The 22,521-nt window shown below is 71.9% G+C and carries 21 protein-coding genes and 3 pseudogenes; 9 read left to right on the top strand and 15 right to left on the bottom strand.

The annotated features are described in order from the left end of the window. Positions 1–20: 20 nt before the first annotated feature. A complete protein-coding gene (locus LIV37_RS43300) occupies positions 21–677 on the bottom strand; it encodes a maleylpyruvate isomerase N-terminal domain-containing protein (RefSeq protein WP_121823830.1) in 657 nt (218 codons plus the stop codon). 123 nt (positions 678–800) lie between these two features. Continuing rightward, positions 801–1,265 carry an RrF2 family transcriptional regulator gene (locus LIV37_RS43305; protein WP_020873402.1) on the bottom strand — a complete coding sequence of 155 codons (465 nt, stop codon included), beginning with the start codon at positions 1,263–1,265 and terminating at the stop codon, positions 801–803. A 215-nt stretch (positions 1,266–1,480) separates the two neighbouring features. Between LIV37_RS43305 and LIV37_RS43310 the strand changes: the two genes are divergently transcribed. Beyond that, positions 1,481–4,243 carry an FAD/NAD(P)-binding protein gene (locus LIV37_RS43310; RefSeq protein ID WP_121823829.1) on the top strand — a complete coding sequence of 921 codons (2,763 nt, stop codon included), beginning with the start codon at positions 1,481–1,483 and terminating at the stop codon, positions 4,241–4,243. A 274-nt stretch (positions 4,244–4,517) separates the two neighbouring features. Beyond that, a complete protein-coding gene (locus LIV37_RS43315) occupies positions 4,518–5,036 on the top strand; it encodes a lytic polysaccharide monooxygenase auxiliary activity family 9 protein (RefSeq protein ID WP_121823828.1) in 519 nt (172 codons plus the stop codon). A 116-nt stretch (positions 5,037–5,152) separates the two neighbouring features. On the opposite strand, the gene LIV37_RS43320 is transcribed toward LIV37_RS43315, so the two are convergent. After that, on the bottom strand, positions 5,153–6,376 hold the full coding sequence (locus LIV37_RS43320; protein WP_121823827.1) for a DUF418 domain-containing protein: 1,224 nt from the start codon (positions 6,374–6,376) through the stop codon (positions 5,153–5,155). 164 nt (positions 6,377–6,540) lie between these two features. On the opposite strand from LIV37_RS43320, the gene LIV37_RS43325 reads away from it, so the two are divergent. Further along, positions 6,541–7,329, top strand: coding sequence for a TetR/AcrR family transcriptional regulator (locus LIV37_RS43325; RefSeq protein WP_020873406.1), 789 nt, complete (start codon positions 6,541–6,543; stop codon positions 7,327–7,329). Positions 7,330–7,378: 49 nt separating this feature from the next. On the opposite strand, the gene LIV37_RS43330 is transcribed toward LIV37_RS43325, so the two are convergent. After that, positions 7,379–7,843, bottom strand: coding sequence for an ATP-binding protein (locus tag LIV37_RS43330; protein ID WP_020873407.1), 465 nt, complete (start codon positions 7,841–7,843; stop codon positions 7,379–7,381). A gap of 89 nt (positions 7,844–7,932) precedes the next feature. Then, a pseudogene (locus LIV37_RS43335) lies at positions 7,933–8,451 on the bottom strand (type 2 periplasmic-binding domain-containing protein); the annotation flags it as partial. A gap of 96 nt (positions 8,452–8,547) precedes the next feature. Here LIV37_RS43335 and LIV37_RS43340 point away from each other — a divergent pair. Next, positions 8,548–9,768, top strand: a complete 1,221-nt coding sequence (locus LIV37_RS43340; RefSeq protein WP_020873409.1) for an RNA-guided endonuclease InsQ/TnpB family protein — start codon at positions 8,548–8,550, stop codon at positions 9,766–9,768. Between the two features lie 41 nt (positions 9,769–9,809). Here the strand turns inward: LIV37_RS43340 and LIV37_RS43345 are convergent. Continuing rightward, a pseudogene (locus LIV37_RS43345) lies at positions 9,810–10,477 on the bottom strand (ABC transporter permease). Between the two features lie 132 nt (positions 10,478–10,609). After that, positions 10,610–10,693 carry a putative leader peptide gene (locus LIV37_RS52780; protein ID WP_350203233.1) on the bottom strand — a complete coding sequence of 28 codons (84 nt, stop codon included), beginning with the start codon at positions 10,691–10,693 and terminating at the stop codon, positions 10,610–10,612. 101 nt (positions 10,694–10,794) lie between these two features. On the opposite strand from LIV37_RS52780, the gene LIV37_RS43350 reads away from it, so the two are divergent. Further along, positions 10,795–11,214 (top strand): YjbQ family protein, encoded by a 420-nt coding sequence (locus LIV37_RS43350; RefSeq protein ID WP_020873410.1) that lies wholly within the window; start codon positions 10,795–10,797, stop codon positions 11,212–11,214. A gap of 146 nt (positions 11,215–11,360) precedes the next feature. After that, positions 11,361–11,474 (top strand): annotated as a pseudogene (locus tag LIV37_RS43355) (DNA-binding response regulator); the annotation flags it as partial. Between the two features lie 30 nt (positions 11,475–11,504). On the opposite strand, the gene LIV37_RS43360 reads toward LIV37_RS43355, so the two are convergent. Then, the gene (locus tag LIV37_RS43360) at positions 11,505–11,882 is read right to left on the bottom strand and encodes a TetR/AcrR family transcriptional regulator (RefSeq protein WP_121823826.1); all 378 of its coding nucleotides are present in this window, start codon (positions 11,880–11,882) and stop codon (positions 11,505–11,507) included. Positions 11,883–12,087: 205 nt separating this feature from the next. Between LIV37_RS43360 and LIV37_RS43365 the strand changes: the two genes are divergently transcribed. Further along, entirely contained in the window at positions 12,088–12,273 is a 186-nt protein-coding gene (locus LIV37_RS43365; protein ID WP_185058118.1) for a hypothetical protein, read from the top strand. Between the two features lie 25 nt (positions 12,274–12,298). Here LIV37_RS43365 and dacB read toward each other — a convergent pair whose 3' ends face one another. After that, positions 12,299–13,642, bottom strand: a complete 1,344-nt coding sequence (dacB, locus tag LIV37_RS43370; protein ID WP_020873414.1) for a D-alanyl-D-alanine carboxypeptidase/D-alanyl-D-alanine endopeptidase — start codon at positions 13,640–13,642, stop codon at positions 12,299–12,301. A gap of 308 nt (positions 13,643–13,950) precedes the next feature. On the opposite strand from dacB, the gene LIV37_RS43375 reads away from it, so the two are divergent. Beyond that, positions 13,951–15,381 (top strand): DUF1996 domain-containing protein, encoded by a 1,431-nt coding sequence (locus LIV37_RS43375; RefSeq protein ID WP_020873415.1) that lies wholly within the window; start codon positions 13,951–13,953, stop codon positions 15,379–15,381. 80 nt (positions 15,382–15,461) lie between these two features. On the opposite strand, the gene LIV37_RS43380 is transcribed toward LIV37_RS43375, so the two are convergent. Together LIV37_RS43380 and LIV37_RS43385 are read right to left on the bottom strand one after the other, a co-directional pair. Next, complete coding sequence (locus LIV37_RS43380; protein ID WP_020873416.1) at positions 15,462–16,403, bottom strand: D-alanyl-D-alanine carboxypeptidase family protein; 942 nt, start codon at positions 16,401–16,403, stop codon at positions 15,462–15,464. Positions 16,404–16,518: 115 nt separating this feature from the next. Further along, positions 16,519–17,199 (bottom strand): HAD family hydrolase, encoded by a 681-nt coding sequence (locus LIV37_RS43385; RefSeq protein WP_020873417.1) that lies wholly within the window; start codon positions 17,197–17,199, stop codon positions 16,519–16,521. 157 nt (positions 17,200–17,356) lie between these two features. Between LIV37_RS43385 and LIV37_RS43390 the strand changes: the two genes are divergently transcribed. Then, a complete protein-coding gene (locus LIV37_RS43390; RefSeq protein ID WP_020873418.1) occupies positions 17,357–18,391 on the top strand; it encodes a lactonase family protein in 1,035 nt (344 codons plus the stop codon). Positions 18,392–18,478: 87 nt separating this feature from the next. Here the strand turns inward: LIV37_RS43390 and LIV37_RS43395 are convergent, their stop codons facing one another. The 4 genes from LIV37_RS43395 to LIV37_RS43410 all read right to left on the bottom strand — a co-directional run bounded on the left by LIV37_RS43395 (position 18,479) and on the right by LIV37_RS43410 (position 22,488). Beyond that, the gene (locus LIV37_RS43395; RefSeq protein ID WP_121823825.1) at positions 18,479–19,477 is read right to left on the bottom strand and encodes a sirohydrochlorin chelatase family protein; all 999 of its coding nucleotides are present in this window, start codon (positions 19,475–19,477) and stop codon (positions 18,479–18,481) included. Between the two features lie 283 nt (positions 19,478–19,760). Continuing rightward, positions 19,761–20,804, bottom strand: a complete 1,044-nt coding sequence (locus LIV37_RS43400; RefSeq protein WP_214664389.1) for an N-acetylglucosamine kinase — start codon at positions 20,802–20,804, stop codon at positions 19,761–19,763. A gap of 145 nt (positions 20,805–20,949) precedes the next feature. After that, complete coding sequence (locus LIV37_RS43405) at positions 20,950–21,771, bottom strand: LURP-one-related family protein (protein WP_020873421.1); 822 nt, start codon at positions 21,769–21,771, stop codon at positions 20,950–20,952. Positions 21,772–21,810: 39 nt separating this feature from the next. Continuing rightward, entirely contained in the window at positions 21,811–22,488 is a 678-nt protein-coding gene (locus LIV37_RS43410; protein ID WP_121823824.1) for a uracil-DNA glycosylase, read from the bottom strand. Positions 22,489–22,521: the final 33 nt, after the last annotated feature.

Consider the following 22,521-nt stretch of genomic DNA (forward strand, 5'->3'; position numbering starts at 1 on the left):
TCCGGCCGGAGGGCGCAGGGCTATCCGAGGACGAGCGGGAGCTTCGCGGCCAGGTCGCCCAGGTCGGCCCGCTCCTCGGCGGTCGGGGCCCGTCGCCCGGTGCCGACCAGCAGCGTGTCCCTGTCGGACCACGACGCGGGGAACGCCGCCCCGGCGATCCTCTCCAGCATCTCGCGCGCCCCGGCGAGGCTCTCGGCGGGAGGGTCCGCCGCGCCCGGGACGTGGGCGATCAGGTCGAGATGGTGCAGGGTCCACTCCATGACGTACGCGGAGAGGTAGTCGGCCGCGGTGAGCACCACATCGCGGGTGCCGACCCGGAGGGCCGGGTCGGCGAGCCCGGCCGCGCGCCCGGCGGCGGAGCCCACGTCGTCGAGGTGGAACTTCAGCAGCCCCGGGTCCTCGTACGCGGCGGCCAGCCGGACGATCAGCGCGTCGAGCGGGTCGTCGCCGGTCGGCGGCGTGTCGGCCACTTCCCAGTAGGTCACCGCGTCGCGCGTCGGCTCCGCGTCGCTGGGGGTCACCAGGGTGATCAGGACGTCCTGGGCGTCGATGACCAGGTGGCACACCAGGTCCCGGACGAGCCAGCCGGCACAGCCGGAAGGCCGTGCGAAGTCCTCGTCCGGGAGCTCGGCGACCGCCGTGCGCAATGCCGTCCACGAGCGTGAGAAGAGATCCACGGCCGCAAGCTAGCAGCGCGCGGCCCGCCGGGCGACCGATTTCTTCCACCACCCCCGGCGAACGCCCAACCCGAACCCGGGAGTGGGGGATTGGTGGGAGCCGATGTCGTCGGCCCCGGCCCGTCATGTGTCGTAGTGGCGGACGTCGTCGAGGTATTCGCGCGCCCGCTCCTGGACCAGCGGGGGCAGTTCACCGGCTGCCAGGTCCGCGAAGGTGGTCTTCTCCAGCACCTGCCGCAGACTCGCCCGCACCGCGCGCCACACATCGGGCAGCACGGCCGCCGCTCCGGGGTACTCCAGACCGCTGAGGCCCACGTCCCGTACGTTGGCCAGCGGGCCGTCGATGGCGCGGATCGCGTCGGCGAGGGTGATCTCCTCCGCCGGGCGCGCCAGCAGATATCCGCCTTCCGGTCCCCGCACACTGCGCACCAGATGGGCCAGGCGCAGCTCGCGCAGGATGCCGAAGAGGAAACGCAGGGGAATGTCCTGCCGGGTCGCCACCTGCTCGGCGGTCAGGGGCGAGCCCTCCGCGGCCGCCAGTTCGGCCATCGCCCGGACGGCATAGTCCGACTTGGCTGTGATCCGCACCAGCGCAAGTTATCACGCACGTCCGTTTCATGGGGCCGGGCCCCATACCACCGGCTTGGGCATCCGCCCTGGTGGCGGTCAAGGTCGGCGCGTTGTTCCGCCATGAGTTCACCAAGTTCATTGAATCGGTGAACTTTGATGGCTACGGTACCGGTTGCGTGAGCGGGGCATCGGTTCCGCTCCGCCACCGGTTCCGGGGAAGCAGGAGGTATCACATGTCATCGCCAGAGCCGTGTAGCACGTCAGGGCCGGGTACGAGGACCGTCGCCGTCGTGGGGGCGGGGGCCGCCGGCGCGCTGGTGGCGATCCAGCTCTGCGAGACGGCGGCACGCCGCCGTGTCCCGTTCCAACTCCTGCTGATCGACCCCGCCCCGGAGGCCGGTCGCGGCATCGCCTACTCCACCCTCGACCCGCGCCACCGCCTCAATGTCCCGGCGGGCAGGATGAGCTGCTACCCCGACGACCCCGGACACTTCGTACGATGGCTGTGCCACCACGGTGAACCGGGCGTGCGGAGCGGCGACTTCGCGGAGCGCTACCGCTACGGCGCCTACCTCGCCGACACCCTCGGCCGGGCCATCATGGCCGCCCAGGGCGTCGTCACCGTCCGCCGGCTGCGCACCCGGGCCACCGGCTGCCACTGGACCACCCTCCCCGGCGGCGGGGAACCGCGGGCCCGGCTGGAACTCGCCGACGGCCGTACCGTCGAGGCGCACCGCGTGGTGCTGGCCACCGGTCCGTCCCGCGCCACCTCCGCGTGGGCCCCCGAGGACCTGCGGGGCAATGACCGCTTCATCGCCGACCCCTGGGCGCCGGGCGCCCTGGACGCCGCCCTCCAGGACGGGCGGAAGGAGGATGTACTCCTCGTCGGCACCGGGCTGACCTCGGTGGACATCGCCATGACGCTCGACCGCCCCGGCCGCACGGTGCACAGCGTGTCCCGTGGCGGAAGGCTGCCGCAGGCGCACGCGGTGGACCCGCTGCCCGCCGCCACGTGCGCGACCCCACTGCACGGCCTTTCCCTGGCCGCGCTGCGGGCCGCGGTGCGTCGGCACATCGGCCGCGTCATCCGCGACCACGGCGACTGGCGGCCCGCGGTGGACGGGCTGCGCCCGGTCACGGCCGAGATCTGGGCGTCGATGTCCACCGCGGAACGGGCCGAGTTCGTGGCGCGGGACGGCTCGTTGTGGAACACCCACCGCCACCGCATGCCCCCGGCCACCGCCGAGGCGGTCGGGCGCATGCGCCGCACCCGGCGGATGCGGACCTACCAGGGGCGGCTCGGCTCCGCCACGGCCCGGCCGGACGGCTCCCTGACCGTGTCCCTCACCACCGCCGACGGCCCGCGCACGCTGCCCGTCGGCTGGGTGGTGGACTGTACGGGGCCGGGTCTGCGGCTCTCCGGTACGGCCGACCCGCTGTGGCGGAGCCTGCTCGACCAGGGCGCCGCGCTGCCCGGCCCGCTGAGCATGGGCGTCGCCACCGACCACGGACGGCTGTGTGGCGCGGACGGCGGCACCGCACGCCCCCTGTGGACCCTCGGCGCGCCCCGCCGTGGCGAGTTGTGGGAGACCACCGCCATCCCGGAGATCCGGGCACAGGCCGCCACCGTCGCCGCGGCCGTCCTCGACCCGTGGACGGCCCCCGCGGCCCCCGCCACCGGCGGCCCCGCCCGGCGCCGGACGCGTCGGCCCACGGACACCTCGGGCTTCCCCCTCAGCACCCACGCGGCCGCCGCCACCGCCTACCGCCTCGGCGTGGACCGGCTGCTGAAGGTCCGGACCGGGGCCGCGCAGGCGCTCCGCCGCTCCGTGGCGCTCGACCCCGGATTCGCCCTCGGCCACGCCGCGCTCGCGCTCATCGGCCATGAGTGCGGGGCCGATGTGGATGTCTCCCGTGCCCTGGCCGACGCCCGGCGCGCGGTGCGCGAGCGCGCCGACGACCACGAACGCTCCCTCGTGGACGTCGTCTCCCGGCGCGTCCTGCACCCGCCCGCGGACGGTGACGCCGCCCTGCTGCGCCACCTGGAGGAGTACCCGGGTGACGCGCTGGCGCTCGCCGTCGCCGTGCCCACCATCGCCTTCTCCGGTCTGCGCGACCTCGACGGCAGCACCGCGCTCCGCGTGGTCGAGCACACCGCCCCGGCGCACGGGGAAGGCTGGTTCCACACCTCCCTGCTCGCCTTCGTGCGCCAGGAGCAGGGGCGTTACGACGAGGCCGGAGTCCTGGCCGAGCGGGCCCTGGCCGACGAACCCGCCTCCGGCCACGCCATGCACGCCCTCGCCCATGTGCACTACGAGTCCGGCGACCACCGGGCGGGCCGTGAGCGACTTCAGCGATGGCTGGCCCACCGGGGCCGCGGCGGAACACACCGCGCCCACTTCTCCTGGCACGCCGCCCTGCACGAACTCGCCCTCGAGGACACCGCGGCGGTCCGCCGCCGGTGGGCCGAGCAGTTGTCGCCGGGGAAGGTGTACGGGGTACGCGCCCTGGTCGACTCCGGCTCCCTGCTGTGGCGCGCCCGGCTGGCGGGCGCGTGGCAGGGCCCGTTCCCGATCGGCGATGTGCTGGACACGGCGCCCGCCGACGTCCTGGAGCGTCCGGCCACCGCGTTCGTCGCCCTGCACTCCGCCATCGCCCTCACCGCCGCGGACGACCTGCCGGGACTGCGGCGGCTGCGGGTCCACGCCCTGCGCGCCGACGAGGTGCAGCGACGTGTCATCGCTCCGCTGTGCGCGGCGTTCGAGGACATCCTGGAAGAGCGCTGGGCCGACGCGGCACGCGGATTGGAGCGCCTGCTGCCACGGCTCCCCGGCGTGGGCGGCAGTGCCGCACAGCGCGAGGTCGTGGAGGAGGCACTGCTGTACGCGCTGGTGTCCGCGGGCCGGTGCGAGGCGGCCCGGGACCGCCTGGAGGAGCGGCTGGACCGCCGTTCCTCTCCCCACGACCGGCGGCGGCTGACGGCCCTCTCGGTCTGACCGCCCGCCGTACCGACTGTCGCGCGCCCCGGCCCGGATTTCCGGGCCGGGGCGGTGACATGTGCGGGGACGACAGTGGACCAGACCACTTCCGTCACATGTCTTGACCGTGAACGGACAGACGGTATGGTCTAGACCTAGTGCGGCGCTGAGTCACGGCCGCCCCTTGCGGCCCATGAAGCGTTCCGTGCAGCCACCCCCCACATCCCCCCACATCCCCACCTTCGGCAAGGACTTCCCGTCTGGCGTGGGGCCTCGCCGTGAAGGAGTTGGCATGAACATGAAACGAAAGTTGGCGGTTGTCGTCGGCGCGGGGATAGCCCCCATGATCGCTCTGAGTCTCCCCGCGAGCGAGGCCAGCGCGCACGGCTACATCTCCACCCCGCCGAGCCGCCAGGCCCAGTGCGCGGCCGGGACCGTGGCCTGCGGCGACATCAAGTACGAACCGCAGAGCGTCGAAGGCCCCAAGGGGCTGACGAGCTGCAGCGGCGGCAATGCGAAGTTCGGCGAACTCGACGACGACAACAAGGGCTGGGCGGTCACGCCCATCCCGTCCAAGGCCGACTTCACCTGGAAACTGACCGCGCGGCACGCGACCAACACCTGGCAGTACTTCGTGGGTGGCCAGAAGGTCGCGGAGGTCAACGACGGCGGGGCGCAGCCGGGCGAGACCGTCACCCATCAGGTGGACTTCGGCGGCCTGAAGGGCAAGCAGAAGGTTCTCGCGGTCTGGAACATCGCGGACACCGCCAACGCCTTCTACGCCTGCATCGATGTGAACATCGGCGGCTGAACGCGGGCGGGTGAACGCGGACGGTTCGAACATCCGCGGTTGAACACCGAAGGCCGGTCGCCTCTGGGGCGGCCGGCCTTCGGCGTCGCCGTGTGCGCGATGCGCGTGGCGCTCGGCTACCGGGGGCCGTAGGTAAGTCTGCGCAGCAGCTTTTCGGCGGGCCCCGGAAGCGAACGGCGCTGCAGGAGATGGGCCCCGGTCACCGTGGCGAGCCAGACCAGGACGGCGCTCAGGCAGGCGGTGAGCGTCGGGCTGCCGGTCCGCTCTCCGAGCGCGAGCGCGAAGGGGGAGAGCAGTACCACCCACGCGAGGGACTGGAACAGATAGCCGCTCAGCGACCGCTGGCCGAGCGCCGCCAGCGCCTCCGCGGGGAGCCTCCGCCGCGAGGTGGAGCGGGCCTTCGACAGGCGCAGGGCGAGGAGCCCGAAGAGCGCCACATATCCCGGGCCGCCGAACTGGCCGCTCACTTCGTACAGGCTCAGGAACGCGTCCGCGGTGGCGTCGTCGACGTGCACGAATCCGCCGCTGACCAGGCCGATCGGCACCCCGCCCGCGAAGGCCGTGCCGAGCCCGACCACAGCGGTGCGGACCAGCAGCCGCCGGTGGCGGGCCGGGTCCTCCAGGATGCCGCGCCGCGCGGCCCACGCACCCAGCCAGACGATCACGACGATCCCCAGCGCGGTCAGTGTGTGGATCGGCCACTCGCCGAGCCGGTCGGCCACGGAGGTGAGGTAGTCGGGGGCCGTGAGTGAGTCGACATCGTCCGTCGGCACGGCGGCGGACCCCGGGCCGCCGTGCGTGGCGCGGTACCCGGCCACGGCCGCCAGGGCGGCGGCGTACACCACCGTGCACCCCCACAGCCACAGCACGACGCGGTGCACACGTTCGCCCCGGCGCAGGAGCAGCAGGGTGAAGGCGATGCCGACGATGCCGTAAGCCCCCAGGAAATCACCGAAGTTGAGCAGTGCGGCATGGACGAGGCCGAAGGCGATGAGCCATGCGTTGCGCTTCAGCAGCACCGAGCGGGCCGCGCCGGGCCCGGAGCCCTCCGCGTCCTGTCTGCGGGTGAGCTGCACCAGCCCGTAGCCGAACATCACGGCGAACATCGGATAGGCGCGGGCGTGCACGAAGACGAACATGGCGAGGTTGAACGGGCGTTCCCAGCCGTGTGGCGACGCCTCGGCGCCCGGCTGGTTGCCGAAGGTGGCCACCGCGGCGTTCGCGAGCGCGATGAACAGCAGCATGGTGCCCCGCGCCAGATCGGGGGCCAGGGCCCGTTCGCTCCGGCGGACGGGGCCCCGTGCGGGGCCCGGGGCATGGGACTGCGTTATGGCTGTCACCTGGATCTCTCTCCGTCCTGACATGAGGGCCCAGCGGGCAAGGGGCATGGGCGGGCCCTCGGCATCCGGGCTTAGTATAAGTCATAATCTATATGGCAGATACTAAGTAGCGGTAGGCCATGATGTACCTGGTGAGCAACCGAGGTACGAGAAGGAGAAGCGCCATGTCGGCCGAGCAGGAGGAGGCGCCCGCCGAGCTGGCCCGGCTGTGGAGGCTCCCGGTCCCGGCCTCGGGCCTCGGCCGGCCCGCCGCGCTCGACACCGAGCGCGTGGTGCGGACGGGGGTGGAACTGGCGGACCACGACGGGCTGGCGGGCGCGACGCTGCCGAAGATCGCGAAAGAGCTGGGCGTCTCCCCGATGTCCCTCTACCGCCATGTGGGATCCAAGGACGAGCTCCTCGTCCTCATGCGGGACCTGGCGCTCGGCTCTCCGCCCGAGGTCGAGACCGCGCCGGACCGGTGGCGCGAGGGGCTACGGCAGTGGACCGTCGCCCAGCGGCTGGTCCACCACGACCGCCCCTGGCTCCCCCGCCTCCCCGTCGCGGGGCCGCCGACGGGGCCTCATGAGATCGCCTGGATGGAGGCGGGCCTGAGCGCGCTGAGCGGCACGGAGCTGGACTGGGCCGCGAAGGTCGGCAGTCTGACCCTGCTCAGCGGCTATGTGCGGCACGCCTCCCTGCTGTCCCAGGAACACGCGCAGGGCAGGAGCGAAACAGGACTGAGCCAGGAGGAGACCGAGCGGGCCTACGGCAGGACCCTGGCGCGGCTCATCACCCCGGACCGCTTTCCGCAGGTGGCGCTGTTGTTCTCGTCGGGCCTGTTCGAGGCGGCGCCCGACGGGGCGTACGACGATCCGGCGACCGACCATGACTTCGTCTTCGGCCTCGAACGCGTCCTCGACGGGATCGCCGTGGCCGTCGACCGCGCGCGGACGGGCACGGGGACGGGCTAGAACGGGACGGGGCAGGGGGCGATGACGTCACGCGAGGCCACGGAGAGGGTCAACTCGGTGCCGGGGCGGCGGTGACACGCCCCGACACCCGTCCTCTTCGGGCGATGACCGCGGTCACGGTCTTGCCCCCCGGCTCCTCGCGGACGGTCGTGGCCGTGGCCAGGCCGCTGATCATCGGCCAGCCGAACCCGCCACTCTCGCCGCGCACATCCGGAGTGCGCCGGCGCGGCGGTACCCGGCTGGCATCGCCGACGGCGATGGTGACGGCGTCAGCGTCGGCCGACACGCGCAGCGAGCAGAACCGGCCGCCCGAGTGCCGTACGGCATTGGTGACCAGCTCCGAGACGACCAGCATCACCGCGTCGGCGGCGCCCTGATCGGGCGCCGGACGCAGGCCTTCCAGAAAGGTGCTGGTGAGATGTCGTGCGTGCGCGGCGGCTTCGGGGCGGCATTCCAGGGTCTCCCGCACCGCGGACGGCGTGGCAGCCGTCCGCTGGGCCGTGGCGGTGTGCATGACGCTCACCTCGTTTCATCGGATGTGTATCGCGTGGTTGGCGGTTTCCACGCGCTTACCCGATGCGGCGCTCCCGAAAAGGGGCGTCCTCAGGATCCCTTTCCGTAGGTGCGCGGTGCCGAGGTCGAGGGCGGCAGACCGCCGTTGAAACGGGTGTCGACATAGTCGGCGAACTGATAGCGGCGCGGGGTGAGCTTCAGCTTCGCGAAGGTGTCCGCGATCTCCTGCTCCGAGGCGACGGCGGGCTTGTCGACGGCGACGTACACCCGGGTGCCGTTGGTCCGCTTCACCGAGTCCAGCGCCACCTGGTACGGCAGCCCGGTCTCCTTGCCCCACACCTCGGCCCACTCCTCGGGGTGCTTGTAGACCCAGTCCTGGGCCCGGCGCAGCCGCCCGAGATAGTCCTTGATGACCTTGACCTTCTTCTCGTCCTCGAGGGAGGAGGGGTTGGCCACCTGGAAGTTGAGGCCGTTGACCACTCCCTGGCCGGTGGTGAGGACCCGCGCGTCCGACTGGCGCAGCGCCTGGGAGGTGTACGGGTCCCAGACGGCCCAGGCGTCCACCTTGCCGCGGCTGAAGGAGGCCAGGGCATCGGCGGGCTGGAGCCGCGAAGCGGCGGAGTCCACTGCGTTGTCGGTGATGGCCGGTAGAGTGACCATATCTGCGTTGACCTGGGGAAACGGGTGAGGGGGGCGGGCTGCGCTTTGTTGCGTGCGTACAAGTTCCTGCTGCGCCCTACGGCCCGTCAGACGGTCGCGCTGGGCGAGATGCTGCGGGATCACTGCTCGCTGTACAACGGAGCCCTGCAGGAACGCCGCGATGCCTACCGGCACGCCTCCAGGACGAGTATCAAGTACGGCGATCAGTCGGCCCAGCTCAAGGAGATCCGGGCGTTCGACCCCGAGCGTCAAGGCCGCTGGTCGTTCTCCTCCCAGCAGGCCACCCTGCGCCGCCTGGACAAGGCGTTCCAAGCGTTCTTCCGCCGCGTCAAGGCCGGTCAGAAGCCGGGATACCCCAGGTTCAAGGGCGTCGGCCACTTCGACACGGTGACCTTCCCCAAGGACGGGGACGGGTGCCGCTGGGACTCCACCCCCCACGACCCACAGACTCGCATACGCTTCCAGGGCATCGGTCACGTCCGCGTCCACCAACACCGGCCCGTACGCGGCCGGGTCAAGACCATCTCGGTGAAACGGGAGGGGAACCGCTGGTACGCCGTCCTCTCCTGCGACGACGTACCAGCCGAACCCCTACCCGCCACGGGCGCAGTCGTCGGGATCGACATGGGTACCACGCACTTTTTGACCACCTCCGACGGCGCACACATCGCACGCCCCCGCTTCCTCGACCAGGCCGCCGACGAACTCGCCGAAGCGCAGCGGCACCTGGCGACGTTCCCCAAGCGCACCCGGCGGCGCACCAAGGCGCACAGGGCCGCCGTCCGCCGCGTGGCGAAGCTGTACGCGAGGATCCGGCGCCAGCGCCTGGACCACGCGCACAAGACCGCGCTCACCCTCGTGCGGGACCACGACGTGATCGCCCACGAGAAGCTGAACACGGCGGGTATGACCCGCGCCCCCCAACCCAAGCCCGACCCCGACGCGCCCGGCACCTTCCTGCCGAATGGGGCCGCGGCCAAGGCGGGCTTGAACCGCAGCATCCTCGACGCGGGTTGGGCGCAGTTCCTGACGATCCTGGCGAACAAGGCTGAGAGTGCCGGTCGCCTCGTGGTCGCGGTGGACGCGCGCAACACCTCCCGTACGTGCCCGCCCGGCCTCGGAGGCTGCGGGCATGTCGCGAAGGAGAACCGCGTCACCCAAGCGAAGTTCGCATGCACGGCGTGCGGCTTCACCGCGCACGCGGACCACGTCGGAGCGACGAACGTCCTCGACAGGGCCGGGCTGGCCCTCTGCGACGCTGCTTAGCCGGCGGTCCAGGAAGCCCGCGCGGTTACGCGTGGGTGGAGTCACTGCAGCAGCAGCCTCTCCTCCAGAGTGCGGACGATGAAATCGGCGAGCAGGCCGAGGGCGGCGTAGACGATCAGGCAGACCACGATCACATCGGTCTGGAAGAACTCCCGCGCGCGATTGAGCAGAAAGCCGATCCCGTCATCGGCGTTGATGGTCTCGCCGAAGACGAGCGCCAGCCAGGCGGTGGCGAGGGAGTAGCGCAGCCCGGTCATCGCGCCGGGGAGCGCCCCGGGCAGCACCACATGGCGGATCAGCCCCCAGCGGCCGAGCCCGAGCGAGTTCCCGGCCTCGATGAGCTGGGCGTCCACACCGCGGATGCTCGCGTAGACGTTCAGCTCGCGTCGACGAGATCCTCACCGAGCCGGGACAGCCCGGAGACCAGCGCGAGCGAGACACCGATGACACCGCCGAGCGCCAGCCCGATCAGCACCCGCTGTACGGACACCAGCATGGCGTGCGGGAGGGTGCCGTCCTCGAGCAGGCCGGAGGCGGTGTCGGCGATGGTGCCGGGGGAGGCCAGGGTGTCGGAGGGCAGCACACCGGTGGCGCTGGACACCTGCCAGAGCACCAGCAGCAGAAGGGGTCCGGTCGTACGGCGCAGCCATCGCGGCACGGTGCGGCGGCGCGCGGAGAGCGGCACGACCGGTTCGAGAACCGGGGACATGGGGGCTCCACAAGGGGGTACGCCTCGATGCCGGTACAGGGCCGTACCCGCCGTACGACACGACGATCAGCACGGTACGGCGGAACGGGACCGAGGCGAGGGGGAGGAGAGGCGAGGGAGGGGGGAGAAAGGTCAGCGGAGGCCGGGACACGCGGCGGACGCCACCCGCAGCAGGTCGATATGACCGCGCGTGGTGAGCAGGGCTGACGTAGACATGACCTCGAAGCTAGCGAGGACGTCCAGAACCGGTCAACGGTGTCTTGCCCCTCGGACCTTTGTTGCGGGAGTTTTACGCGTCGGCGTATCAGGATGGTTCCATGAGCACATTCCGTACCCACACCATCAGCGTCACCACCGGATCCACCGAGACCGTCGCCGACCTCACCGCCGACTGCGAGTCGTACCTGCGCGAGGTGGCGGACGGCGGCGACGGCCTGCTCAACGTCTTCGTCCCGCATGCCACGGCCGGGATCGCCATCCTGGAGACGGGCGCCGGCAGCGACACCGATCTGCTCTCCGCCCTACGCGACCTCCTCCCCGCCGACGACCGCTGGCGCCACCGCCACGGCAGCCCCGGCCACGGCCGCGACCACGTACTCCCCGCCTTCGTACCCCCGCACGCCACCATCCCGGTCATCGGCGGCAGGCTGGCGCTGGGCACCTGGCAGTCGGTGTGCCTGGTCGACACCAACCAGGACAACCCCGACCGCCAGGTGCGGCTGAGCTTTCTGGGCTGACGTGGGGGGTGACACGGGCTGACGTGGTCAGTCCCGCAGGCCCGCCAGTGCCGCCGCCCGGTGGCGCAGGGCGAACGCGGCGGGAGCGACGACACCACGGCGAGTGCCGCGCACGCGGCCACGGCCGCGCCGATGGCCGTCCAGGGGCCGAGGCGGCCGTGGGAAAGCACATCGGCAGCATCCTCACCAAGCTGGACCTTCCTCCGGCGGAGGAGGCACATCGCAGGGTGCTGGCGGTCCTCGGCTGCTTGCGGGCGTGACGCGGAGGACGACCGGGAGGACCGGCCCGGCTATCGCTTGCCCGTGAGGTTCTCCATCACCTCGTGGACCTCATCCGGGGTGAGCGGGCCGACGGGGAGTGGCCGGCGGACGGCCTCGGTGCGCAGCCCGTCGAGGAGGAAGGCGATATTGCGGCGCCAGGCGGCAGGGGCCGTGCGGGGGGTGGCCCGGGCCAGCGCCGGATCGACGGCCTGCATCCGGCAGAGCTGCTCGATGTAGTACGCGAACCCCTCCCAGGCGTCCTCGCACGACAGAGCCCCTTCGGCGATCTCCTCGAGGCGCTCCGCCGCCAAGTCGGTCACCACCTCGTCGATGAGCGCCTCGCGGGTGCCGAAGAGGTTGTAGAGCGTTCCGTGGCTCACCCCGGCCCGCCGGGCGATCTCCTTCAGCGGTCCGGATGCGGGCCGACGCGCAACGAAACGCGGAGCGCGGCGACGGCGCCTTCCTGCTGACCCAGGGCTACTCGGCGGCGCAGCCGATACCCCACCTCAGCGGCGTGGGCCCGGTGATGGCCGCGCCCGCAACTACCTGTACTCACTCCATGGTGAGCTCGCCGGCACCGGCGTCTACGCGGGCACCCTCACCATCGGGGCCATGATCGAGCGCAGCGATATGGCCGAGTCGGCCACCGTGGCCGGGGCCGACTCCGAATTGTTCGCGGACTTCCCGGTCGCCGACCCGGACGACCTCGCCGAGCACTACTGGGACATGTACGCCAAGCGCGACCGCGTCGAGCAGTTCCACCCGGAGCCCCCGGCCCCGCGAACCACCGCCGGGTGACCCGCGGGGGACTCGGCCTCCGCGGCTACGCCCAGCAGCCGTTGACCGTGGCGGCCAGGCCGTCGAGGGTGTCCTTGGTGGCGGCCGGGTCGGCGGAGGACTGGTTCTCGATGAAGGAGAACACCTTCCACCGGCCGTCCTCCGCCTTCGTCAGGCCGCTGAGCGCGATGGCGCCGGTCAGCGTGCCCGTCTTGGCCTTGACCTGGCCGACGGCGCACTGGGAGTCCGGGGTGTCGAAGCGGCCCCACTCGGGGCCCAGGGTGCTGCCCGCCTCGCCCGCCACCGGCAGGCCCTCGTCGATGGAGCGCAGCAGCCCGCTGTAGCGCGGGTCGGTGAGCAGGTCGAGGATGTCCGCCACGGTCCGCGCCGGGACGCGGTCCGCGCGGGAGAGTCCGCTGCCGTCGTGGATCTCGAAGTTGTCCATCGAGACCCCGTAGTGGCGGCTGAGGACGTCCCGCACCACGGCAGTGCCGTCCTCGTAGGTGGCGGGCCTGCCGGCGCCGAGCGCGGTCATGCGCAGCACCGTCTCGGCGATGTCGTTGTCGCTCTTCTTGAGCATCTTCTTGATCGTCTCGGACAGCGTGGGGGACAGGTGCTGCCCCACCGGGACGTCCGTCGCCGAGGCCGTGCCGCGGGTGACCTCGCCGTCGACCGTGACGCCCTGGTCGGCGAGTTGCTGGGCGAAGACCTTGCCCGCGTCGATGGAGGTGTCCGCGGACAGCTTGCCGTCCACCACCAGGGAGCGCACCGGCGACACCTGGTCGTCGTAGTAGGAGTCGTTCCAGCCGGTGGCGAGGGTCGGCTCGGGGAAGAGGCTGTCGTCGATGCGGACCTTCACCGAGTCCAGGCCCCCGAGCTTCACCCCGGCGGCGGCCGTCTTGGCGAGTTCGGTGAGATCGGCGGTGGTCAGCATGCGGTCGCCGCCGCCGATGAGGGTGAGCGTGCCGTCGCCGTAGACCACCTTGGTGGTGAAGCGGTGCTCGGGGCCGAGCACGGTCAGCGCCGCCGTGGCGGTGGCCAGCTTGGCGTTGGACGCGGGCATCAGCGCGGTGTCGGCGTCATGCCCCCAGATGACCTTGTCGGACGCGGAGTCCAGCACGATGCCGCTGAAGGTGTCGCCGAGATTCGGGTTCTGCGCACGGGTGTTGAGGTTCTCCGCGATCCGCTGCTCGGCGGGGTCCAGCCCGTCGGCGGCCACCGACTGGGCCGTCGTGGTGGTCTTGGTGCTCTTGTCGGCGGCGAGTGCGGACGGAGCGGACAGCAGCGCGCCCGTGACCGGGACGGCCGCGATGATGAACGCGCGGCGCACGGCGAGGCTCATGGGCTTGGCTTTGCGATGACGCCCGGTGGACGAGGTCGCGCTGGACATGGGGGGCTCCGGGGCGCGTAGAGGGACATGGGGGGTGAAACGAAGCACTCACTTTAACCGCAGCTGATCACCTTCGTCCCGTCGGTCCGTGGATATGTGGTGAAGCCGATGCGCAGATACGTCACTGCACCGACTCCTCCGGCTATTTACGAGATGTTGCGACCACCGTTGAGAACGATCGCCTCGCCGTCCGTATCCATCGGCGTCGGGCTGTGCCCTCCACTCCGGGACGGGTGGGGGAGCGCGCTCCGACGTGGCCGAGGGCAGGGCGTCCCCGGCGTACGAAGACTGCCGATGAGGGGCGAAGGATGAGGAACAAGAAGAGACACAAGCGATCCAGGGTCATCGGGCTGACCGTGGTCGGAGTGACCGCACTGGCCGTGGGTGGCGGGGCTCTCCTGATGACCGACAACGATGCTTCCGCCGCCCGTCAGCCGACCGGGCGGCAGGCGCCGGCGCGGGCGGCGATGACCGTCAAGTGTCCGGACGCCGCGACCCGGCTGGCGAGTGTGCCACAGCAGGCGCGGCCCACTGTGGACAAGGAACTGGCCACGATGGACAGCCAGGTGGCCGACGCCTACAAGCAGTTGGCCGCGCGCGGCCCCGGCGCCGACCGGGACTGGGTGCGCACCCGGGTGCTGGAGCCGCTGACCGCCCAGCGGCGTGGCGCGCTGAACCGCATCGGGAACGAGATCGGCCGGGTGGCGAGCCGCCCGTCCGGCCTGGACACGATGGCGTCCTGCACCGTGCAGGAAGCGCCCGGCTCCGCCGCCGCACCCGCCGCCGCTTCGGCGGGCGCAACCCCCGCCGCGGGAACGGCCGCCCCCGCCGCTCCGGCCGCGGGCGGCCAGGCGCAGTCCGGCCCGGTGCGGGCGGACTTCGTGGACATCCGCAAGGTGAAGCCGAACGTCAAGAACCCCCGCAACCGGGGCAACGCCTCCCGCGGCACCTTCTCATCGCGCTGCGGACGCAATGAGAACAAGCACTTCAACTCGGACAACGTGATCGTCGCCCCCGGTGTGTCCAACGGCGCCCACCACATGCACGACTACGTCGGCAACCGCGACACCGACGCCTTCTCCACCAACGACAGCCTCGCCGCCGCCGGGACCACCTGCACCAACGGCGACCGCTCCACCCACTACTGGCCGGTCCTGCGGCTCCAGGACGGAACGAAGGAGGTCGACGCCGACGCACCCGGCGGCGGCACCGAGGGCAACATCGGGCGGATCCTGCGGCCGACCACCGCGTCGATCACCTTCCGTGGCAGCGCGGTGTCCAAGGTCGTGGCGATGCCCAAGTTCCTGCGCATCATCACCGGCGACGCCAAGGCGTTCACCAACGGCACGGCCAACGCCAACGCCTCCTGGAGCTGCACCGGCTTCGAGAACCGGCAGCTGAAGGACAAGTACCCGCTCTGCCCGAAGGGCAGCAAGGTGGTCCGTACGTTCAAGTTCCAGAGCTGCTGGGACGGCAAGAACGCCGACAGCGCCAACCACCGCACCCATGTGGCGTTCGCGGACGCCAAGGGCGCGTGCGGCAAGGGGTTCAAGGCCATTCCGCAGCTGATCCAGCGGATCACCTACAAGGTCGCACCCGGCTCGCTCTTCGCGGTCGACAGCTTCCCCGAGCAGCTGCACAAGCCGGTGACCGACCACGGCGACTTCATCAACGTGATGTCCGGCTCGCTGATGAAGAAGGCCGTGAAGTGCATCAACACCGGGCGTAAGTGCGGCTGACGGCCGCTGCCCGCAAGGCCCGGTGCCCCGGCCGGACTTCAGATCCGGCCGGGGCACCGCCCATGTGTGGTTCAGCCGGTTCAGTCCTGGGGCGTGCCCTTGGGCAGCTGCCGCCACGTCACCTTGGTGTTGGCCCGGAAGGCCCAGTCGAGCATCTTCTTCGCGTCCGGGTAGCGCTTGGGCGCGTTGAGGATCACGCCCACCACGGTGCGTCCGTCACGCTTCGCGGCGAACACCAGGCACCTGCCGGGCGCGGTGCCGGTGCCCGTCTTGATGCCGATCGTGCCGCTGTACGAGCCCAGCAGCCGGTTGGTGTTGTTCCAGTAGTAGGTCCTGGTCCTGCCGTTGGCGGCCGGGGCCTTCTGGACGGTGTCGACGGACTTGACGACCGTGCCGAGGGTGGCGTTGCGCAGCGCGTGCCTGGCCAGCTTGGCCATGTCGCGCGGCGTGGTGTAGTTCTGTCCGCCCTCCGAGATGCCGTCGAAGGTGTCGTAGTGGGTCCGGGTCATCCCCAGCGCGGACGCCTTCTTGTTCATCTGCGCGATGAAGGACTTGGTGCGCTTGGCGGTGGTGTCACCCGTGCCGAACGTGTCGGCGAGCGCCATGGCCGCGTCGCAGCCGGACGGCAGCAGCAGGCCGTACACCAGCTGCCTGACGGTGAGCTTGTCCCCCTTCTGCAGGTCCGCCTTGCTGCCACCGACGCGTGCGGTGTAGTCGATGTACGACTGCTTGACGGAGACCTTCTTGTCGAGATTCAGCCCCCGGCTGTCGAGCACCACCATCGCCGTCATGAGCTTCGTGGTGCTCGCCATCGGCCGCTTGGTGTCCGCCGCCTTGGCCCACAGCTGCTTGTTGGTGCCGTTGTCCAGCAGATACGCGCCCTTGGCGCTGACCCCCGACGGGCCGCGCGCGGCCCCGGTGGCCTGAGCGGCGCTCGCCGGCACGACGACCGTCAAGGCCGCCGCCGAGGCGATGACCGCCGTCCCCCAGCGGCGGATCGCCTTACCCCCACGTCTCTCCATACGCCCTCCGTTTCTCCTATGACATGCCGGTGAATGTCCGGGCATGCGCGCATCGTCTCACTGGAGGGATGGAGACCGCGGGCCGGGGTGCCGGCCACGATCAGCCGCGAGGGCGTCAACTACCGCTGGTGACCCACTCATAGGCCCGCCGGGCGTCGAACTCCGGCTGCCCGCCCCGGAAGAGCAGCCCCGCCGAGGCGAACAGCTCCCCGTCCGGGGACGGCCCGCCCGCGTACGGAACCGCGATACACCGCATCCCGGCCCGCCGCGCCGCCTCCACCCCGGGACCGGCGTCCTCGATCACCACACACTGCCCCGGACCGACGGCCAGCAGCCGCGCCGCGGCCAGGAACACATCCGGCTCCGGCTTGCCACGGCCCACGTCCTCCGCGGACACGTAGACGGGCAGCAGCGCGTCCAGCCCGGTGGCCTTGAGCGCGGTCTCGATCGCGGAACGGGACGAGCCGGAGGCCACGACCAGCGGATGCCCGGCGGCCCTCAGCCGCTCCACGAAGGCCCGCATCTCGGGAAAGATCTCGGTCGTGGCCGCCAGCTCCAGATAGTGCCGGTTCTTGACGGCGAGCAGCTCCGCCACGGGCGCCTCGATGCCATATCGCTCGCGCAGCGTCTCCAGCGTCTCGCGGGTCCCGATCCCGATGAACTGCGTGTGCTCCTCCCAACTGAAGCCGGTGACCCCGTACCGCTCAAGGGTCCGCCTCCCCGCCTCGTAGTAGAGGGGCTCGCTGTCCACTAGCGTGCCGTCCAGGTCGAAGATCACGGCGGGCATGGTGCTCATGGGGACAGCATGCCAAGAGTTCGCTCGTGCCATCGCCGGAACCCCGTGTGTGCGCCGGGCTCGGCGAGGGTTCGTGTGACGGCGTGTTGGTCTAGACCGCTCTGTTAGCGTCGGCCCTGATCGGATACCGAACCGGAGTCGGCGGAAGGGGAGTGCGGTGGGTGTGACAGGGAGTGGGTGGCGGGCGTACATCGGGTCGTTCACCTCGGCGGGTGGCGCCGGGGTCACCGTCGCTGATGTCGATGACGAGACGGGGGCGTTGCGGATCCGGAACTCTACGGATGTGGTCGTCAACCCGTCCTATCTGGCGGTCGCGCCCGGTGGGCGGGTGCTGTACGCCGTGAGCGAGACCGATGACGGGGCGGCCGCCGCGCTGGACGTCGGGCAGGATCCGCCCTCGTTGGCCGGGGAGGCTGTGCCGGTGCTCGGTGCGGCGCCCACTCATCTGGCGCTCGCCGGTGGGCAGCTGCTGACGGCCAACTACGGGTCCGGCAGTGTCACCGCGCTGCCGGTACTGGAGGACGGCCGGCTCGGGGAGCCGGTGGCGGTGCTGCGGCACGAGGGCAGTGGGCCGCATCCGGAGCGGCAGCGGGGGCCGCATGCTCATGCCGTGGCGGCCGATCCGTCGGGCGGCTGGCTGCTCGCCGTGGACCTGGGGACCGACGCGGTGCGGGTGTACGCGCTGCCCGGGCCGCGTCCGCATCGCGAGGTCCGGCTGCGCCCGGGCAGTGGTCCGCGCCATCTGGCGTTCCATCCGCGTGGCGACCGCGTGTATGTCGTCAACGAGCTCGATCCGACGATCACGGCCTGCCGCTGGGACGCGGCGTCCGGCGATCTGGAACCGCTCGGTGAGACCCGTCTGGTGCCCGAGGGCACGGACGTCGAGACCTACCCCGCCGAGGTCGTGGTCTCCGGCGACGGCCGTTTCGTATGGGCCGCGAACCGCGGACACGACAGCATCGCGACGCTCGCCCTCGACGCGTCGGGCGACCGCATGGAGCTGGTCACCACCACGCCCTGCGGCGGCCACTGGCCGCGCGATCTGACGCTCGGCCCGTCGGGACGGCGGCTCTACGTGTCCAACGAGCGCTCGGGCGATGTCACCTGGTTCGACATCGACCCCTCGAGCGGGGTGCCGCGTCACGGGGGCTCGATTGAGGCCCCGGCGGCGTCCTGTGTGGTCTTCGGATGACGTTCGCCGGGTTCATGCGAGTGGGGGCGGTGACCTCGGTGGTCGCCGCCCCCACCTCGTCGTCCGTCGTTCCCGTCGCCCGCCGCGTCAGCGCATCGCCGGGGACGCCTGCTGCAGTGTGATGCCCAGCGCCGCCGCGTACTTCGCCAGCGCCAGCTTGCCCACGGCCGGGTAGTCGCCCAGCGCCTCGGCCGCCGAGCAGCCCGCCTCCTCGGCCGCCGCCGAGATCAGCTCGGTGGAGACCTCAGGGCCGATGAGGTACGGCGCGAGGGCGAGCCGTGCGGAGCCCGCCGAGCGCAGCTGCTCGGCGACGCGGAGCACGGCCCCGTCCTCGTCCAGCGCCGCGGCCATCACCGGCACCGCGAGGCGCGCGGAGAGCAGCATGCCGGTGATGCCACCGGCCTGGGCCGCCTCCCCGCCGCCCACCGTGGCGAGGATGATGCCGTCCGCGGCGGTCGCGACCGTGAAGAGCCGGGCGCGGTCGGCGCGGGCCAGGCCGGCCTCCGACAGGCGTACGTGCAGGGCCTCGGCGAGCAGCGGATGCGGGCCGAGGACGTCGGTGAGTTCGGCCGCCGAGCCGCTGCTCATGACGGCCTGGCGTATCCGGCGCAGCTGGCCGTTGTCCGGGCCCGCGAGCAGCGGGACCACGACGGCCGCCGGGCCGTCCGTGGGGACCGACGGGACGGGCGGGACCTCGTCGACGACCTCGCCCGCGGCCTCGGCCGCGGCGATCGCCTCCGCCGCCTCGTCGGCGAGGGCCTTGGCGGCCTCGGCCGCCTGCCGCAGACGCTCGGGGTTCTCCTGGGCGGCGCGCGTGAGCACGGTCTCGAGCTGCGGGAACTCCTCGCCGTCGCCGTCCAGGAAACCGATCTGGGCGTCGAGCCCCGGCATCTCGGAGCGGGCGATGCTCAGGAGCTCCTCGGCCAGGCGCCGGGCACCGTCATTCGGCGCACCGGGGACGGCCAGCACCAGCGGAGGCGCGCCGAGAGGTACGGCGGCGGGCTCCGGTCGGCGGTGCCGTCCGGGCTGGCGGGGACGCGGCATTCGTACAGGCAGGCCGGACGCGGGCCCTGTGGGGGAGCTCATGGCGCCGCATGTTAGTCGCTCAATGGGCTCGGCTGTTCGGGAGGGGGTGACTGGGGTCATATGTCCCACTCTGTCGACCGGTGTTGTGTGTTGATGTGCGCTCAGCGGCCACACTTGGTCGAAGAATCGGCCATGTGTCCGGAATGGCCGGTCATGGTGTTCGATATGGGGCGTCGGGTAATGGACGCCCGTATGGCACGCCTGTGCCGGGCGTTACGTGCCGGACGTCCCGTGCCGGGTGCCGTGCTTCGTGCCCGCGTCGCGTTCCGTACCGGGCGTGGGCTCAGACGACGCTGAGCAGCGCCGGATCCCGTGGCAGCCGCAGTTCGTCCGCCGCCAGCGCCGCCGCGACGCACAGCGCCCCGTCCAGCGGATCCCCGGCCGCCTCGGCGACCCGGACCCCGGGCAGCCGCGCCGCCAGCTCCGCGCGCACGGGCGTCAGCAGCGGCGCGCCCATGCGGAACAGCCCGCCGGTGAGCGCCACCTCGCTCGACTCCAGCCGGGGGCAGACCGCCTCGGCGGCCTCGGCGACATGGCGGGCGGCGGTCCGCAGGATCGCCTCCGCGATCGGGTCCTCGGCGGCGCACCGGCCCACCTCGGGGGCGAAGGAGGCCAGGACGGCGGGGCGGTCGGGGCGCGGATACAGCTTCCCCGGCAGCCCGGTCGCGGGGCCGAACACGGCTTCCAGACGGGCCAGCAGCGGCTTGGAACCGCCGGCGCGCCCGTCGTACGCGCGCATCGCCGCCTCCAGGCCCGCCCGGCCGATCCACGCACCGCCGCCACAGTCGCCCAGCAGATGGCCCCATCCGTCGGCCCGCCGCCAGCCGGTGGCGGCCCAGCGGGTGTCCCCGCCCGGCGCGATGGTGTCCGTGCTGGACGCGGCGTCCGTGCCGGGCACGCCGCCCGTGCTGGACGCGCCGCCCGCGTCGGGCACGCCGCCCGTACGGGATGCGTCATCCGCGTCGGGCACGCCGCCCAAGCCCCCCGCGACCCCCTCCGGCACCGCCCCCAGCGCGATCAGCCCCGTCCCCGCCGCGACCACCGCGCCGGGGCGCTGGCCCAACGCCCCGGCGTACGCGGTCACCGCGTCGGCCGCCAGGGCGAGTCGCCGTACGCCCAGGGCGTCGGCGAGGGCGTCCGGAAGCCTGTCGCGGAGGTCGTCCCCGAGTGTGGCCATGCCCGCCGCGCCGACGCAGACCGCACCGAGGCGCGGGGCCCCGGCTTCGCGCAGCAACTCCCGGGCGGCGGGCAGGACCCGCGCCAGCAGATCCGCCGCGTCGATGCCCCGGTCGCCGACGACGACGGGCGCGGACGAGGACCACGTCAGCGGCGGGCACCCGGTCGGTGGGTTCCCGGCGGCGGAGCCGCCGCAGGCATCCGCGCGGGCCACTCCCACCCGTACGCCCGAGCCACCCGAATCGATCCCGAGCACATGCGTCGCCGCGGCGTCGGGCACCGTGTCGGCCACCGGCTCAGCCGAATCCGCGCGAGTCCTGCTTGAGCGCCGTGTCCACGGTGAGGGCCGTGGCGATCACGAGGCTCAGCAGCGGATCGGGCAGCTGGCGGTGGATCTGGAGGACGTAGTTGTCCGCCGTCGTGAACATCGTCTTCGCCAGGCCCTCCCAGGTCTTGGTGATCCGGGCGACCTCGCTGTCCGTGTGGTCGACGATGGCGAAGTTCCAGGCCCGCCAGTTCTCCGCCTTGATGGCGCCGACCTGCTGGCCGTTGACGTGAATACCGAAGTTGATCTTGCCGAAGACGTTCTGCTGGACGATCTCACCGACCGGCTGTCCGTCCGGACGGGTCACCAGCACCTTGGACTTCACGAACTTCGCGGGCCGGGTGAGCACCAGATGCGGCTGCCCGTTGGCGTCGCGGATCTCCAGCCGGTGCGTCATGAACTGGTCGAGGCTGGAGACGAACCGCGCGACCTTCTTCAGCGTGCTCTGGCCGACCTGGACCACCGAACCGATGGTGCGCCCGTGCTGGTCGAAGACGCTGTACTCATTGGTGAGCTCGATCAGCTTGGCCTTCTGGTTCACCACCAGAATCGGTTCCGTGAACAGGGTGCCGCCGCCGCCCGCCGAGGGCCCCACATGCGCCTGCTGCTGCACCTGGTGCTGGACCTTGCCGGGGTTGTGGTTGGGCGGGGCGGCTTGCTGCGGCGGGGGCTGTCCGGGCTGGCCCGCGTGCGTATGGGCGGTCCACTGGGCACCGTCCCACCAGCGCAGCTGGTTCGGCGTGCCCTGGGGGTCGGCGTACCAGCCCGGAGGGGTGTTCGTAGGTGATGTCATGGCGGGCAGACTACCCCTCGCCCACCTGGAACGATGGGGTCAGGGAAGGCGCCAGTCCACGGGCTGCGCCCCCTGCTGCGCCAGCAGCTCATTGGCGCGGCTGAAGGGACGGGAGCCGAAGAACCCGCGGTCGGCGGACATGGGGGAGGGGTGCGCGGACTCGACCGCCGGAAGGCTGCCCAGCAGCGGCCGTACGTTACGGGCGTCGCGGCCCCACAGGATGGACACCAGGGGGCGGCCGCGCCCGGCCAGCGCCCGGATGGCCTGCTCGGTGACCTCCTCCCAGCCCTTGCCCCGGTGGGCGGCGGGGCGGCGCGGGGCCGTGGTGAGCGCCTTGTTGAGCAGCAGCACACCCTGCTGGGTCCAGGGCGTCAGATCGCCGTTGGACGGGCGCGGCAGCGCGAGGTCGGTGTGCAGCTCGCGGTAGATGTTCTCCAGGCTGCCGGGCAGCGGCCGCACCTCGGGCGCCACCGAGAAGCTGAGCCCCACCGCGTGTCCGGGCGTGGGATACGGGTCCTGACCCACGATCAGCACCTTCACCTCGTCGAAGGGCTGCTGGAAGGCGCGCAGCACATTCGGCCCGGCGGGCAGATAGGTGCGGCCTGCCGCGATCTCGGACCGCAGGAAGTCGCCCATCGCCGCGATGCGTTCCCCGACGGGCTCAAGTGCCTTGGCCCAGCCCGCTTCCACAATTTCATTCAACGGTCGTGCTGCCACACCGCGTCACTCTAGTGGCTCAGCGGGTGGCCG

Origin of the sequence: Streptomyces rapamycinicus NRRL 5491, from assembly GCF_024298965.1 — a bacterium.
Lineage (GTDB): Bacteria > Actinomycetota > Actinomycetes > Streptomycetales > Streptomycetaceae > Streptomyces > Streptomyces rapamycinicus.

What these genes read in the sequence shown, in the direction of transcription:
- LIV37_RS43385 (WP_020873417.1), bottom strand. Translation starts at nt 17,199, where the DNA reads ATGAGCACCATGCCCGCCGTGATCTTCGACCTGGACGGCACGCTAGTG.
- LIV37_RS43350 (WP_020873410.1), top strand. Translation starts at nt 10,795, where the DNA reads ATGAGCACATTCCGTACCCACACCATCAGCGTCACCACCGGATCCACC.
- LIV37_RS43310 (WP_121823829.1), top strand. Translation starts at nt 1,481, where the DNA reads ATGTCATCGCCAGAGCCGTGTAGCACGTCAGGGCCGGGTACGAGGACC.
- LIV37_RS43315 (WP_121823828.1), top strand. Translation starts at nt 4,518, where the DNA reads ATGAACATGAAACGAAAGTTGGCGGTTGTCGTCGGCGCGGGGATAGCC.
- LIV37_RS43405 (WP_020873421.1), bottom strand. Translation starts at nt 21,771, where the DNA reads ATGACATCACCTACGAACACCCCTCCGGGCTGGTACGCCGACCCCCAG.
- LIV37_RS43325 (WP_020873406.1), top strand. Translation starts at nt 6,541, where the DNA reads ATGTCGGCCGAGCAGGAGGAGGCGCCCGCCGAGCTGGCCCGGCTGTGG.
- LIV37_RS43365 (WP_185058118.1), top strand. Translation starts at nt 12,088, where the DNA reads ATGATCGAGCGCAGCGATATGGCCGAGTCGGCCACCGTGGCCGGGGCC.
- LIV37_RS43375 (WP_020873415.1), top strand. Translation starts at nt 13,951, where the DNA reads ATGAGGAACAAGAAGAGACACAAGCGATCCAGGGTCATCGGGCTGACC.
- LIV37_RS43395 (WP_121823825.1), bottom strand. Translation starts at nt 19,477, where the DNA reads ATGAGCTCCCCCACAGGGCCCGCGTCCGGCCTGCCTGTACGAATGCCG.
- dacB (WP_020873414.1), bottom strand. Translation starts at nt 13,642, where the DNA reads ATGTCCAGCGCGACCTCGTCCACCGGGCGTCATCGCAAAGCCAAGCCC.
- LIV37_RS52780 (WP_350203233.1), bottom strand. Translation starts at nt 10,693, where the DNA reads ATGTCTACGTCAGCCCTGCTCACCACGCGCGGTCATATCGACCTGCTG.
- LIV37_RS43380 (WP_020873416.1), bottom strand. Translation starts at nt 16,403, where the DNA reads ATGGAGAGACGTGGGGGTAAGGCGATCCGCCGCTGGGGGACGGCGGTC.
- LIV37_RS43330 (WP_020873407.1), bottom strand. Translation starts at nt 7,843, where the DNA reads ATGCACACCGCCACGGCCCAGCGGACGGCTGCCACGCCGTCCGCGGTG.